Origin of the sequence: Polaribacter tangerinus, assembly GCF_038024095.1 — a bacterium.
Classification (GTDB): domain Bacteria; phylum Bacteroidota; class Bacteroidia; order Flavobacteriales; family Flavobacteriaceae; genus Polaribacter; species Polaribacter tangerinus.
Map to the genome: position 1 here is coordinate 705,039 of NZ_CP150668.1, position 15,360 is coordinate 720,398.

The 15,360-nt window shown below is 32.0% G+C and carries 14 protein-coding genes; 11 read left to right on the forward strand and 3 right to left on the reverse strand.

Translation table 11 applies throughout. The features are described 5' to 3' along the window. Positions 1 to 55 precede the first annotated feature (55 nt). Positions 56 to 1,957, forward strand: a complete 1,902-nt coding sequence (gene htpG / locus WHD54_RS03205; RefSeq protein ID WP_088323212.1) for a molecular chaperone HtpG — start codon at positions 56 to 58, stop codon at positions 1,955 to 1,957. 161 nt (positions 1,958 to 2,118) lie between these two features. Then, on the forward strand, positions 2,119 to 2,634 hold the full coding sequence (locus WHD54_RS03210) for a GNAT family N-acetyltransferase (RefSeq protein ID WP_088323213.1): 516 nt from the start codon (positions 2,119 to 2,121) through the stop codon (positions 2,632 to 2,634). Between the two features lie 255 nt (positions 2,635 to 2,889). On the opposite strand, the gene WHD54_RS03215 is transcribed toward WHD54_RS03210, so the two are convergent. Beyond that, positions 2,890 to 3,933: an RluA family pseudouridine synthase gene (locus WHD54_RS03215; protein ID WP_088323214.1), complete on the reverse strand. Its 1,044-nt coding sequence runs from the start codon at positions 3,931 to 3,933 to the stop codon at positions 2,890 to 2,892. Between the two features lie 102 nt (positions 3,934 to 4,035). Further along, entirely contained in the window at positions 4,036 to 4,593 is a 558-nt protein-coding gene (locus tag WHD54_RS03220) for a PASTA domain-containing protein (RefSeq protein WP_088323215.1), read from the reverse strand. Between the two features lie 90 nt (positions 4,594 to 4,683). Between WHD54_RS03220 and WHD54_RS03225 the strand changes: the two genes are divergently transcribed. The 5 genes from WHD54_RS03225 to WHD54_RS03245 all read left to right on the forward strand — a co-directional run bounded on the left by WHD54_RS03225 (position 4,684) and on the right by WHD54_RS03245 (position 10,628). Continuing rightward, complete coding sequence (locus tag WHD54_RS03225; protein ID WP_088323216.1) at positions 4,684 to 5,664, forward strand: D-alanine--D-alanine ligase; 981 nt, start codon at positions 4,684 to 4,686, stop codon at positions 5,662 to 5,664. Positions 5,665 to 5,674: 10 nt separating this feature from the next. Then, positions 5,675 to 6,130: a pantetheine-phosphate adenylyltransferase gene (gene coaD, locus WHD54_RS03230; RefSeq protein ID WP_088323217.1), complete on the forward strand. Its 456-nt coding sequence runs from the start codon at positions 5,675 to 5,677 to the stop codon at positions 6,128 to 6,130. A gap of 6 nt (positions 6,131 to 6,136) precedes the next feature. Beyond that, positions 6,137 to 7,882: a M14 family metallopeptidase gene (locus WHD54_RS03235; protein WP_088323218.1), complete on the forward strand. Its 1,746-nt coding sequence runs from the start codon at positions 6,137 to 6,139 to the stop codon at positions 7,880 to 7,882. 68 nt (positions 7,883 to 7,950) lie between these two features. Then, complete coding sequence (locus WHD54_RS03240; RefSeq protein WP_088323219.1) at positions 7,951 to 8,415, forward strand: (2Fe-2S)-binding protein; 465 nt, start codon at positions 7,951 to 7,953, stop codon at positions 8,413 to 8,415. Then, a complete protein-coding gene (locus tag WHD54_RS03245) occupies positions 8,412 to 10,628 on the forward strand; it encodes a xanthine dehydrogenase family protein molybdopterin-binding subunit (RefSeq protein WP_088323220.1) in 2,217 nt (738 codons plus the stop codon). The genes WHD54_RS03240 and WHD54_RS03245 overlap by 4 nt, the downstream gene beginning before the upstream one ends. Positions 10,629 to 10,666: 38 nt before the next feature. Here WHD54_RS03245 and WHD54_RS03250 read toward each other — a convergent pair whose 3' ends face one another. Then, entirely contained in the window at positions 10,667 to 11,074 is a 408-nt protein-coding gene (locus WHD54_RS03250) for a DUF2721 domain-containing protein (protein WP_088323221.1), read from the reverse strand. A 72-nt stretch (positions 11,075 to 11,146) separates the two neighbouring features. Between WHD54_RS03250 and WHD54_RS03255 the strand changes: the two genes are divergently transcribed. The 4 genes from WHD54_RS03255 (at position 11,147) to WHD54_RS03270 (ending at position 15,314) form a co-directional block, all read left to right on the forward strand. Next, the gene (locus tag WHD54_RS03255) at positions 11,147 to 11,815 is read left to right on the forward strand and encodes a M15 family metallopeptidase (protein ID WP_088323222.1); all 669 of its coding nucleotides are present in this window, start codon (positions 11,147 to 11,149) and stop codon (positions 11,813 to 11,815) included. A gap of 76 nt (positions 11,816 to 11,891) precedes the next feature. Beyond that, a complete protein-coding gene (locus WHD54_RS03260) occupies positions 11,892 to 12,563 on the forward strand; it encodes a hypothetical protein (protein ID WP_088323223.1) in 672 nt (223 codons plus the stop codon). Between the two features lie 122 nt (positions 12,564 to 12,685). Further along, on the forward strand, positions 12,686 to 13,675 hold the full coding sequence (gene pdhA, locus WHD54_RS03265; RefSeq protein WP_088323224.1) for a pyruvate dehydrogenase (acetyl-transferring) E1 component subunit alpha: 990 nt from the start codon (positions 12,686 to 12,688) through the stop codon (positions 13,673 to 13,675). A gap of 4 nt (positions 13,676 to 13,679) precedes the next feature. Then, positions 13,680 to 15,314 (forward strand): pyruvate dehydrogenase complex dihydrolipoamide acetyltransferase, encoded by a 1,635-nt coding sequence (locus WHD54_RS03270; RefSeq protein WP_088323225.1) that lies wholly within the window; start codon positions 13,680 to 13,682, stop codon positions 15,312 to 15,314. Positions 15,315 to 15,360: the final 46 nt, after the last annotated feature.

Genomic DNA, 15,360 nt, shown 5'->3' on the forward strand with positions numbered 1-15,360 from the left:
ATTGTATTTATACAGTAAGCTAAATAAAAATAATCTAAAAAACATACTTTAAATTATGGCAAAAGGAAACATTAATGTATCGGTAGAAAATATTTTTCCGCTTATTAAGAAGTTCTTATACTCAGATCACGAAATCTTTTTACGTGAATTAATTTCTAACGGAACAGATGCTACTTCTAAATTAAAACACCTAATTTCTATTGGTGAGGCTAAAACAGAACTTGGAGATGCTAAAATTGAGGTAAGCATAAACAAAGATGCTAAAACAATTACTATTAAAGACCAAGGAATTGGAATGACCGCAGATGAGGTTGAAAAATACATTAACCAAATTGCATTTTCGGGTGCTGAAGAGTTTTTAGATAAATATAAAGACAATGAAGCAGGAATAATTGGACACTTCGGTCTTGGTTTTTACTCTGCTTTTATGGTAGCCCATAAGGTAGAAATTATTACCAAATCTTTTAAAGATGAGCCTGCTGCTCATTGGACTTGTGATGGTTCTCCAGAATACACTTTGGTGGCTCATGATAAATCTGACAGAGGAACAGAAATAATTTTACACATAGCCGAAGACTCTTTAGACTTTTTAGAAGAAAGTAAAATTGAAGGTTTGTTAAACAAGTACAATCGTTTTAATCAAGTGCCAATTAAATTCGGTACGAAACAAATAAACGATCCTAACTTTACCCCAAAAACTACTAAAGATAAAGATGGTAAAGAAACCACAGAACCTCATAAACAAATTACAGTTGATAAAATAATTAACAACACATCGCCAGCATGGACGAAAGCTCCCGCAGATTTAAACGATGAGGATTATGAAAATTTCTACAGAGAATTGTATCCTATGCAATTCGAAGAATCTTTATTTCATATACACTTAAATGTAGATTATCCTTTTAACTTAACTGGAATTTTATTTTTCCCTAAGCTAAGTCCGTCTATGGATATGCAAAAGGATAAAATTCAGTTGTACCAAAATCAAGTTTTTGTTACCGACAATGTAGAAGGAATTGTACCCGACTTTTTACAAATGTTAAAAGGTGTTATCGACTCTCCAGACATTCCACTGAACGTTTCTCGTTCTTATTTACAAGCAGATGGCGCTGTAAAGAAAATTTCTGGTTACATCACTAAAAAAGTCGCAGACAAATTAACTTCTTTGTTTAAAAAAGATAGAGCAGACTTTGAGAAAAAATGGAATGACATAAAAGTAATTATCGAATACGGTATGTTGTCGGAAGACAAGTTTTTTGACAAAGCAAAGAAATTTGCATTGTATCCAACTGTAGCAGATACCTTTTTAACTTTTGATGAGTTATTAGAAAAAACAAAAGATACTCAAACCGATAAAGACGGTAATCATGTAATTTTATATGCAGCCAATAAAGATGCTCAACATAGCTACATACAAGAAGCAACAGCTAAAGGCTATGAAGTATTAATTTTAGACTCTCCAATAGTATCGCATTTAATGCAAAAGCTAGAAGGTGGAGATGCAAAGGTTAAATTTACTAGAGTAGATGCAGACCATGTTGATAATTTAATAAAGAAAGAAGAAAATGTAATTTCTAAATTATCTGACGAAGAAAAAGAAAAGCTAAAGCCTATAATAGAAAATGCTGTAAACTCTAAATCGTACACTGTACAATTAGAAGCTATGGATTCTGCTTCTTCTCCATTTATTATTACAGTACCAGAATTTATGCGTAGAATGAAAGAAATGCAAGCTTCTGGAGGTGGCGGAATGATGGGAATGGGTAATTTCCCAGACATGTACAACTTAGTTGTAAACACCAACAGTGCCTTAGTTTCTGAGATTTTAGCTGCAGATGAAGAAAAGCAAAAAGGTTTGATTTCTCAAGCTTTTGATTTGGCAAAATTATCTCAAAATCTATTACATGGTGAAGAGCTAACAAATTTTATAAAACGTTCTTACGAGCTAATAAAGTAATTTTAAAGGCTTAAAAAAAGTAGAATTAAAATAGAATTATTACCAAGCCTCTTTGTTTAAACAAAGAGGTTTTTTTGGTTTATTAATTACAATCAAATAGTATTAATTAGCACAACAATATTTACTTTTGTACTACTATAATATATTTAATAGACGTAACGATGCATACAATTGTTAAAGCAACCATTAAAGATGTAAAAGCACTGGCAGAAGTTGGTAAGAAAGCGTTTTTTGTTCCCCATCAAAAAGCTATACCCAAAAAAATAATGGAAGCTTATCTTGCAAATAGTTTTAATGAAAACACTTTAATCGAAGAAATTTCAAATAAAAACTATCAATACAACCTTCTTTTTAAAGACAACGTACTAGCTGGTTTTTCTAAAATAATTACCAATTGTTCAAACAGTAATATTACAGAAACCGCAGTTACAAAAATGGAACGTCTTTATCTATTAGAGGACTTTTACGGAACAGGATTAGGTAAAGAATTGTTTTTACACAATTTACAACTTATTAAAGAGCAACAACAAAAGGGAATTTGGTTGTACGTGTGGATAAAAAATTACAGAGCTATCGATTTTTACAAAAAAGCAGGATTTAAAAAAATTGCTGATTTCGATTTTCCAATTTCAGATACAGAAACAAGGCCGAATGATGTTTTCTACCTAGAACTTTAAAAATTATCTAAAATCTATTGTAAAAAACACCAGTCTCAGTCAAAGTAAATTACTTTTTGAGCTTTCAAACAAAACGTTAGTAGCTCCTCATTTTTGTGTTACAAAAGCTAAAAAATGAATAAAAGTTTTATCGATAGTTCTAGTTCAGCTAGTAAATAGCTTATGCTATTGTCCGAAAAAAACATTTTTTTTCGAAAGATTTAGAAATAAGTATTTCTAGATCTTGTAACCCAGAAAGTAGCTGTTGCTAAAGAGCTAATCTTCGGGTGTTATATTTTTAGAGTTCTCAGAATATGTTCGCCATTTCTCTATACAATCTGTAATATCTTCCGGAACATTAGAGTCAAACTTCATAAACTCTCCTGTTATTGGATGCGTAAAACCTAGGGTCTTGGCATGCAAAGCTTGTCTTGGTAAAACTTTAAAACAGTTATGAACAAACTGTTTGTACTTTGTAAAGGTAGTTCCTTTTAAAATATCATTTCCACCATATCGCTCATCATTAAAAAGTGTATGTCCGATATGCTTAAAGTGAGCTCTTATTTGATGTGTTCTTCCAGTTTCTAATTTACATTGTACCAACGTAACATATGTTAAGCGCTCTAAAACTTTGTAATGTGTTATAGCATGTTTTCCAAAATCTCCATCAGGAAAAACTGCCATTTGCAGCCTGTTTTTTAAACTTCTACCAATGTTACCTTCAATAGTGCCCTCGTCATCTTCTACATTTCCCCAAACCAGAGCGTAATATAAACGTTCGGTTGTTCTATCGAAAAATTGTTTAGATAAATGAGCCATTGCAAATTCTGTCTTTGCCACTACGAGTAAGCCACTGGTATCTTTATCTATTCTATGAACCAAACCTGGCCTTTCATTTGAATTAGAAGGTAAGTTTTCTATATGATAAATTAACCCATTTACTAATGTTCCCGAATAATTTCCATGACCAGGATGAACCACCATACCAGCAGGTTTATTTACTACAATTAGAGTTTCATCTTCAAAAACAATATCTAATGGTATATTTTCAGCAACCAATAAATTTTCTGCAGGTGGATACGACAATACCACCCGAACAACATCATTTGGCTTTACCTTATGATTCGATTTTACAGCAACATCATTAACCAAAACATTACCAGCTTTTGCAGCCTGTTGCAATTTGCTTCTGGTAGCATTTTCTATAAAATTCATTAAAAATTTATCTACACGCAAAGGCTCCTGTCCTGCGGTTGCTACAAAATTGTAATGCTCATACAATTCCTCTTTTTCCAAATATTGATGTTGTTCTTCTTGCAAACTGCTAACTATTAAAACTATGGTTACTATTCTTTAAAATAAGCTAATTATAAAGTGATTGGTAGTTACTAAATTATTTTTAATGTACTGAAAATAATGTGTTTAACGACCATTTCCATCGCCTAAAACTAACTCTACTATAGAATTTAATGGCACTTTATCTCCACTATTTAAAATTTTGTTCTTGTAACGCAAACCTCTAACGACATCTTTACCTATATCGCTAACATAGGTTGGGTTTACGCCTACATTTAACCCCATGGCTCTTAATTGAGAAGTAGCTTGCCTTTTTGTCTTACCATCTAAACTAACTATTGTTACATCTCTGTATTTCGAAGGATTTAAAGTTAAATATATTTTTCTTTTTTCCTTTACAAAATCGCCAGCAGAAGGCGTTTGCTCTATGACAGATTTCTTTGGATAAGAAGGGTTATAACTAGCACTGTCTATAATTTTATAAGACAAATCTAAATTGTTCAATATTTCTTCTACTTCGGTAATTGTTCGCTTTTGTAAATCTGGAACCTGTATTTTTTGATTGTGATTTGTTACAATGCCAAGCCAATATTTTAAGGCAAAAACAATTAATAATAATCCAAAAACTGCAATGGCAACCTGAATAAAAAACGTTCTACTTTTTAAAAACTTTATGAAACTCATCCCCTTTTTTTTGTGCTACAAATATATAAAAACTAAACGTTGCAGTTTCTATTTATATTTTGATAAATTTGTTTTATTATTTTTACTTCAATGAAAAAAAACATTGCCATTGTAATGGGTGGTTACTCATCCGAAAAACACATCTCTATAAAAAGTGGAGATGTAGTTTATAAACATATTAATAAAAAAAAATACAACCCATACAAAGTACATATTTTAAAAGAAAAATGGGTGGTTTTAGATGATAAAGATAACGAGTTTAATATCGATAAAAATGATTTTTCTGCCATCATTAACTCTCAAAAAATTAATTTTGATTGTGTTTTTAATGCCATTCATGGATCACCAGGAGAAAATGGAGAATTGTTAGGCTATTTTAGACTAATTGGTATCAAACATACATCTGCACCTTTTTATCAAATGGCATTAACTTTTAATAAAAGAGATACTTTAAGTGTTGTAAAAGCGTATGGTATAAAAACAGCTACTTCAATTTATCTTAACAAAGGAGACGCTATAGACGTAAATGCTATTGTTAAAAAAGTGGGTCTTCCTTGCTTTGTAAAACCAAATGGAGCAGGCTCTAGTTTTGGAATTTCCAAAGCACATACCAAAGAAGATATTTTACCTGCAATTGAAATTGCATACAAAGAAGACTCAGAAATTTTAATTGAATCTTTTTTAGATGGTACAGAGGTATCTGTAGGTGTTATTCAATACAAAGGTAAAACTACCGTTTTACCTATAACAGAAATTGTTTCTGAAAATGATTTTTTTGATTATGAAGCCAAATACGAAGGAAAATCTAAAGAAATAACTCCTGCAAGAATTTCTAAGGAACTAGAAAAAAAGGTAATTGAAACTGCCAAAAAAGTTTATACCATTTTAAATATGGCTGGTTTTTCGAGATCTGAATATATTTTTATGAACAACGAACCTCATTTTATTGAAATGAACACAGTTCCAGGCTTAACAGAAAAAAGTATTTTACCGCAACAAGCAGCTGCCGCTGGTATTTCTTTAGAAAATCTATTTGAAAATGCAATAGAAGAAGCACTGCTAAACACATAAATTTACTACTATGAAACGTGCAATTTTTCCGGGCTCTTTTGACCCATTAACATTAGGCCATTTAGACATTATAGAAAGAGGTGTTACACTTTTTGATGAATTAATTATTGCCATAGGTATCAATGCTGATAAAAAATATATGTTCTCTCTAGAGGAACGCAAAGAGTTCATAGAAAACTGTTTTAAAGATAATCCAAAAATAAAAGTAGTTACCTACAAAGGACTAACAGTTCATTTTTGTAAAGAAAATAATGTCAGTTTTATTTTAAGAGGTCTTAGAAATCCTGCAGATTTTGAGTTTGAAAAAGCCATAGCGCATACCAACAGAGATTTAGCTTCAATAGAAACTGTTTTTCTATTAACAGCAGCAAGCACCTCTTACATTTCATCTTCTATTGTTAGAGATGTTATTAGAAATAATGGCGATTACACCAAACTTGTACCACAAACGGTAAGAATAAAATAAAAAATGATGAAAAAAATTATACTTATAAGCTTACTGCTAATTTCTTTTTCATGTAAAAAATCATCTAAAGACAAAGAAGATTTTATTACAAAATTTGAAAAATCTGAAGGTAAAGAAACGCCAGAGTACGACGAAATAATTAGCTTTTACGAGGCACTTGCAAAAAAACATTCTCAAATTTCTTTATTTACATTCGGACAAACAGATGCTGGAAAACCTCTTCATTTGGCAGTTTACAACAGAGAAGGAATTTATAATGTTTCGGAAATTACCAATAGTACCAAAAATAAAATTTTAATAAACAACGGCATTCATCCAGGAGAGTCAGACGGTATTGATGCTTCTATGATGCTATTAAGAGATATTGTAGAAAATGATACCCTACAAGAAAAATACAAAAACTCATTAATAGCAATTATTCCTGTTTACAATGTTGGTGGAGCACTTAATAGAAATTCATTTACTAGAGCCAATCAAAACGGCCCTAAGGAATATGGGTTTAGAGGAAATGGTAGAAATTATGATTTAAATAGAGATTTTATAAAACAGGACACCAAAAATGCAGCAGCTTTTGCAGAAATTTTTCACACTGTTTCTCCAGATGTTTTTATTGATAATCATGTAAGTAATGGGGCAGATTATCAGTATGCTATAACACATCTATTTACTCAACATAATAAACTTGGCGGTAACTTAGGAAATTTCCTAGAAACAAAAATGCGCCCTGAAATAGAAAAATTGCTGGCTAGAAAAAATATTCCAATTACGCCTTACGTTAATGTTTGGGGCAACACACCAGAACACGGATTCTCTCAGTTTTTCGACTCTCCAAGATATTCCACAGGCTATACCACGTTATTTAATACCTTAGGTTTAATGGTAGAAACACATATGTTGAAACCATACAAAATAAGAGTTGAACAAACTTACGAACTAATGTTTTCGACTTTCGACTTTGCAGAAAATAATAGGGAAGAAATAAAAAGATTACGTAAAAATGCAACTCAAGAACTACTTGCAAAAAAAGAGTATCCAATTAGCTACAAAATAAACAGGGATTCACCAACAAAACTTCAGTTTAAAGGTTATGAAGCAAGCTATATACAAAGTGAAGTAACCACCGGAAAACGGCTTTTTTACAATAGAGATAAGCCTTTTGTTAAAGAAACAAACTACTTTAATAATTTTAAAGAAGATATTAGAATAAAAATACCAAAAGCATATATTTTACAACAAGGCTGGCACAAAGTAATTAGCAGACTTAAAAATAACAACATAGTATTTAATCGTTTTAAAAAAGACACCACTTTTGTAGTAGATGTTCAGCATATTACAGAATATAAGACCAGAAAAGAAGCGTATGAAGGGCATTATTTGCACTACAATACTCATGTTTCTTCTACAAAAGAAGAAGTAACTTTTAGAGCTGGAGATCTTTACATACCTACCAAACAGAGTGGAGTGAGATATCTCATAGAAACATTAGAGGCGGCGGCTACAGACTCCTTTTTTAATTGGAATTTTTTTGATACGATTTTACAAAAAAAAGAAGGTTATTCTGCCTATGTCTTTGAAGATATTGCTGCTCAGTTTTTAAAAGAAAATCCAGAAGTAAAAAAAGAACTAGAAAATAAAATTGCTACAGATGCTGAGTTTGCAAAAAATGCAAGAGCACAATTAGATTTCGTCTACAAAAAAACTCCCTACTACGAACCGGCCTATTTACGTTTGCCAATTTTTAAATTGTTTTAATTAAAAATAAAAACTTTTTTAAAAATCATTTTATTCGTAACTTCAGAATTTTAAAAAAAGGACTTCATTTGAATACAATTTTAAAAATTAATGGTAAAACTTACACTGTTCAAGCAGCATCAGAAATGCCATTATTATGGACTATAAGAGACATTATTGGCTTAACAGGTACAAAGTTTGGTTGTGGTGTTGGGCAATGTGGAGCATGCTCGGTTTTAATAGATGGCAAATTATCTAAATCTTGTAGTGTAACTACCTCTTTTGCCTCTGAAAAAGAAATTATTACCATTGAGGGAACTCTAGACAATCTAGAATTGTTACGAAAAGCTTGGCAAGAAGCCAATGTACCGCAATGTGGCTTTTGCCAATCTGGCCAATTAATAGCAGCTACCTCACTTTTAAACAATATAAAAAATCCTTCTGATGAAGATATTGATGATGTAATGAGTGCTAATATTTGTAGATGTGGAACATATTCTCGAATAAAAAAAGCGATAAAAATGGTAGCTGAACCTAAAAAAGATACACCATGAAATCACTTCAAAAAATAGATAGAAGAAATTTTGTAAAACTTTTAGGATTAGCATCAGGCGGAATTATTATTGGCTGTAACATTACCGATACCGATAAAAAATTTAAACCCGTATCTAATAATAATTCATTTTCTCCAAATCTTTTTTTACACATTCAAAAAGATGGAAATACTACAATTATTGCCTCTCGATCGGAAATGGGACAAGGAATAAGAACTTCATTGGCATCTGCCATAGCAGATGAATTAGAAGCAGACTGGCAATATATTTCTGTAAAACAAGCAATTGGACATGAAAAATATGGCAATCAAAATACTGATGGCTCTAGAAGTGTAAGAACGCTACTAACACCAATGCGTAAAATTGGTGCAGCTGCAAAAATGATGCTGATAACTGCTGCGGCAAAAAAATGGAGTGTTCCTGTAAATACCTGTATAGCAGAAAATCATTTTATAATAAATACAAATACAAAAGAACGCTTTTTTTATGGTGATTTAGTAGCTGATGCATCAAAGATTCCATTACCTGCATCCGATAAAATTACTTTAAAAAACACCTCAGATTTCAAATTTATAGGTAAAAAACTTACCAGTATAGATATACATGATTTTACTAACGGAACTGCTAAGTACGGAATAGATATTCGCTTGCCAAACATGAAATTTGCTGCAATTGCAAGGCCTCCTGTAACTTTTGCTAGCGTTATGAACTTCGATAAAACAGCAACTGAAAACACAAAAGATGTCGTTGACGTTTTTGAGCTAAAAAGATTAACTCCACCTTTAGGTAAATTTTTTGGGATGCTAGGTGGTGTAGCCGTAGTTGCTAATAACACTTGGGCTGCTTTTCAAGGAAAAGAATCTTTAAAAATTGATTGGAAAACAGAAAGAAGTAAAGAGTTCGACTCAGAAGAATACATCGATGAATTACAAAAAAGGGTGCTTACATCTGGTAAAGTAGTTCCTGGAAGTTATGGTAATGTTCGCAACGCATTTGGTGAGTCTGATAAAATTATTGAAGCTAGCTACAGCGTTCCTTTTTTAGTTCATGCACCAATGGAAGTTCCGAACGCCACAGCTTGGTTTAAAGAGCAAACAATTGAAGTTTGGGCACCTGTACAAGACCCACAAACAGCAAGAAATGAATTGTCTCATTTTTTTAAAATTCCAATAGAAAACATTACCATTCATATTACTTTTCTAGGAGGTGGATTTGGACGAAAATCAAAATCTGACTTTGTTGTCGAGGCAGTTGCAATTTCAAAAAAAATAAAAGCACCTGTTCAAGTTGTTTGGTCTAGAGAAGACGATATTAAACACAGTTTTTACCATGCCACAAGTGCGCAATATATAAAAGCTAGTATTTCTAATGAAAATAAAGTTACTGGTTGGCTTCAAAGAGTAGGCTTTCCTTCTATTGTATCTTCTTTTAAGCCATACTCCGACTATGCATCTGGTTTCGAATTAAATCAAGGTTTTACAAATAATCCCTATCAACTTACTAATTTTAGGCTAGAAAATGTAAAAGCTATCGCACCTTTAAGAATTGGATGGATGCGCTCTGTAGTTCATATACACAGTGCATTTGGCAATAATTGCTTTGTAGATGAACTTGCAGATGCAGTTAAAAAAGATCCGGTAGAATTTCATATAGAATTGTTAGGTAAAAACCGAATTGTGAATGGAAAATCTAAGTTTCCTTTTAACACTAAACGTTTAAAAGACGTTTTAAAAGCAACTGCAAAAATGGCTGACTGGGGCAAAAAGCTTCCAAAAAACCACGGAATGGGTGTTGCCATTCATTATAGCTTTTACAGCTATGTTGCAACTATCGTAGAAGTTGCTGTAAAAGAAAATAAAGTGAAAATAGAAAACATTTGGACTACCATAGATTGTGGTTTAGCATTAAATAAAGATGCCATTACTAGTCAGCTAGAAGGCGCAGCAATTTTCGGAATGTCGTTAACCTTTTTTGGAGAAATAACCACAAAAAATGGTGCTGTAGAACAACACAATTTCTTCGACTATAAAATGGTAAGGATGAAAGATAATCCGAATATTGAAATTAAAATAATGGATAAAATGGAAGAACCACCAACTGGAGTAGGTGAACCTGGTGTTCCTGTAATTGCACCAGCAATTTGCAACGCTATTTTTAATGCCACAAATAAAAGAATTAGAACTTTACCACTTACTAAATCAGGAATGGTTTAGGAAGATTAGTAATTATATTAGAGTATATAGTTACAAAATTATCTTTTTGTTAAATGCTCTTCTATATCAGAAATATGATACTGAAGTGCCTCTGCAGAAATTTGTATTTCTTTAATTAACAAACCTAAAGAAATTATTAATAAAATTAATGCTACCCCAAAACTATAGATAGCTATCATTGGAAAGTTTATATAAATTAAAAACATTGTAAACACACATAATAGAAGACTCGAAATACCAAAAATCTGCATCCATCTTGTTAAATTTAATCGCAATTTTAAGTTTCTAATTTGGCGTAAAAGTGTAGCGTCTTGTTTCTCTAAATAAATAGCATGTAAATTTCTTATAACTGCAGCATATGCAAGAAACCTATTTGTGTAAGCTAACATTATTAAAGAAATAGCTGAAAATAGTAACGCCGGTGTAGTTAGTGTTAATTGTTCCATAATTATTATTCAAATTTACGCAATAATTTATGAGTAGCCCATTTCAGATACTATTTTTGTATTTTTGATCATATGAAAAATTTAATTTTAATATTAATACTAATTTTTAGTCAATCATTAACCGCACAAAATTTACCAAAAGAGTTTGTTTACTTGCAGGATATTGATAATTCTATTGTAGTAGAACTTCGCTATTTCACTTCAAATAACTTTACAGGCAAACCAGTAAATGGATACAATGCTAATTGCCTAATCATAAGTAAAAAGGCCGCTTTAGGATTGAAAAAAGTTCAAAAAGAACTATTAAAAAAAGGCATGAGCATTAAAATTTTTGATGCTTACAGACCACAGAAAGCTGTTGACCATTTTATAAGCTGGGCAAAAAAATTGAATGATACCTTAGCGAAAAAATCCTATTATCCGAAAGTAAAAAAAAACAATCTCTTTAAATTAGGATATATTGCAAGTAAATCTGGACACTCTAGAGGAAGTACAGTAGATCTTACTATTATTAATATAGATACAAAACAGGAGTTAGATATGGGAAGTAGCTATGATTTTTTTGGAGAAGAATCGCATCCTTTCTACCCTAAAATAACTGTAAAACAACAAAAAAATAGAAATTTATTAAGAGCAGTAATGGTTAAAAATGGATTTATTCCCTACAATAAAGAGTGGTGGCATTTTACTTTAAAAAATGAACCTTTTCCAAAAACATATTTCGACTTTAATGTAGAATAAAAGATTTTAACAAATTTTAAAGAACACCAAATAAAAACGGTACTATATTTGTTGAGGTATTATAAAAATAAATAGTATGACTTTTAATAAAACCTTTACAATAATTGGCTTCTTACTGTTAATTTCTAACGGTTTATTTGCTCAATTAGATAAAAATAATGGCAATAACAGTAAAGGGAAAATAAAAGCTATTGTACTAGACAATGCCAAAACATCCGAAAAACCAACAAATGTAACGTTAGATGACAATAATGGCTTTAAAAAAGCTTACGAAAAAGAAAAAGAAAAACTAAAAGAACAAGCAGCAGAAGAAGCGTTAAAAAACAAAGGAATTCTTACCCAAAAAAAAATAAATGAAGCACGGTTTTTAAAAGCTTTCAAAAAAATAAATGGTCGATATGTTTATCCTAAAATAGACCAAGATTTGGGTAGTTTTAGAACCAATTCTAAAAGTGTTAATATTATTTGTAGAGACTTTCAATATCCAGACGGAGACCGAGTAACTATTATGGTAAATAATATTCCTGTAGTGGTTAATATACTTTTAAAACAACACTACCAAAGCTTTAACATACCACTAGAAGTCGGTTTAAATAAAATTTCTTTTGTTGCCTTAAACCAAGGTAGCTCAGGCCCTAACACAGCAGCCTTTAAAGTGTATAATGATGCAGGTATGTTGCTTTCTTCCAACGAGTGGAATTTGGCCACAGATGCAAAAGCAACCTTAATAATAGCAAAGGATAAATAAATAAGTTTACTTTTTTTCTATTAAATACTCTTTTCACGTTTTTTTATTCATCTAAAACAGTTATTTTTGTAGCCCGATTGTGATAACGTAAAAAAGTCTAAAACAAACAATACGCATTAAGAATGAAAAAAATCACCAAAGAAACCTACCTAAATTGGTACAAAGACATGCTTTTTTGGCGTAAGTTCGAAGATAAATTAGCTTCGGTTTACATTCAGCAAAAAGTTAGAGGATTTCTTCACCTTTATAATGGTCAAGAAGCAATTTTAGCAGGTGCATTGCATGCAATGGATTTATCTAAAGATAAAATGATTACTGCCTACAGAAATCATGTTCAGCCAATAGGTATGGGAGAAGATCCAAAAAAAGTGATGGCAGAATTATATGGTAAAGCTACCGGTACTTCTAAAGGAATGGGTGGTTCTATGCATATTTTCTCTAAAGAATTTCGTTTTTATGGAGGACATGGTATTGTTGGTGGGCAAATACCGTTGGGTGCAGGAATTGCTTTTGCAGACAAATACAAAGGGAGTGATGCAGTAACTTTAACTTGTTTTGGAGATGGAGCTGCTAGACAAGGTTCGTTACATGAAGCTTTTAACATGGCAATGCTTTGGAAGTTACCCGTAATTTTTATTGTTGAAAATAACGGCTATGCTATGGGAACCTCTGTAGAAAGAACTGCTAATCATACCGATATTTGGAAACTTGGTTTGGGATACGAAATGCCATGCGGACCAGTAGACGCAATGAACCCTATAAAAGTTGCTGAAGCTATAGATGAAGCAATTCAAAGAGCAAGACGTGGAGACGGACCTACATTTTTAGAAATGAAAACATATAGGTATAGAGGTCATTCTATGTCTGATGCACAACACTATAGAACAAAAGACGAGGTAGAAGAATACAAGAAGATAGATCCTATTACTCAAGTAAAAAACGTAATTCTTGAAAAAAATTACGCAACAGAAGATGAGATATCTGCAATTGATAAAGAAGTGAAGAAAATGGTGTCTGAATGTGAAAAATTCGCTGAAGAATCTCCATATCCAGACGCGCAACAATTGTACGATGTTGTATATGAACAAGATGATTACCCTTTTATAAGTTAAAAATATGGCTACAATTGTAAATATGCCGAGACTAAGCGATACCATGGAAGAAGGTGTTGTGGCAAAATGGTTAAAAAATGTTGGAGATAAAGTTGAAGAAGGCGATATTTTAGCAGAAATAGAAACTGATAAAGCAACTATGGAGTTTGAATCTTTTCACGAAGGTGTATTATTACACATTGGTGTAAAAGAAGGTGAAACATCTCCAGTAGATAAACTTTTAGCCGTTATTGGTGAGGAAGGTGAAGACATCTCTGCAATTTTGAGCGGAGAAACCAAAGAAGATGCCGAACAAGAAACTAGCTCTACAACCATTGAGGATACAAACTCAAATGTTACAGAAAGTACCGCTAGTATTCCTGAAGGTGTAAACGTTATTACTATGCCTCGCTTAAGTGATACTATGACAGATGGTACTGTTGCTACGTGGCTAAAAAAAGAAGGTGATAAAGTTGAAGAAGGCGATATTTTAGCAGAAATAGAAACAGACAAAGCCACTATGGAATTTGAATGTTTCTATGAAGGTACTGTCTTATATATTGGTGTTCAAGAAGGAGAAACTGCACCTGTAGATAGTTTATTAACTATTATTGGTCCTGCAGGTACTGATGTAAGTGCTTTAGTAGCTTCTGGCGGAGCAGTTTCAAATACAAAAGAAGTGAGTAGTATTTCAGAAGAAAAGAACACAACTCCTGAAATTTCAAAAAATTCAGAAAATACCTCTTCTACCCCTTCGCAAGAAAACAATACCAACGGTCGTATATTTGCATCGCCATTAGCTAAAAAAATTGCTGCAGACAAAGGAATTAATTTATCCGCAGTAAAAGGTTCTGGTGAAAACGGTAGAATTATTAAAAAAGATGTAGAGAACTATACTCCTGCTTCTACAACAGCCACCGATCATAAAACATCTGTTGCTGCATCACCTCAAACAACGGCTACTGTTGCTGCAGGCGTTGAAAAATCTGAAGAAGTAAAAAATTCTCAAATGCGTAAAGCAATTGCAAAATCTTTGGGTAATTCTAAATTCTCTGCACCAGACTTTAGCTTAAACATAGAGGTTGATATGGACAATGCAATGGCTTCTAGAAAAACGATTAATGCAATTCCAGATACCAAAGTTTCTTTTAACGATATGGTTGTAAAAGCATGTGCAATGGCATTGCAAAAACATCCTCAGGTTAATACTTCTTGGTCTGACAATAACACCATATATCATTCTCATATTCATGTTGGTGTTGCTGTAGCAGTAGAGGATGGCTTACTTGTACCAGTTATAAAACATACAAATCAATTAAGCTTAACTCAAATTGGTGCAAGTGTAAGAGATTTGGCAGGTAAAGCAAGAAATAAAAAAATTGCTCCTGCAGAAATGCAAGGGAGTACTTTTACAGTTTCTAACTTAGGTATGTTTGGTATAGAAAATTTTACTTCTATTATTAACCAACCAAACTCTGCCATTTTATCTGTAGGTGCAATTGTAGAGAAACCAGTAGTTAAAAATGGACAAATAGTAGTTGGTAATACAATGAAACTTACACTAACCTGCGACCACAGAACTGTTGATGGTGCGGTGGGAGCTCAATTTTTACAAACTTTAAAAACATTTATAGAAAACCCTGTAACAATGTTAGCATAGTTATTAAATATCTATAAACTAAAAAAATGCCTAGAAAATAATTTCT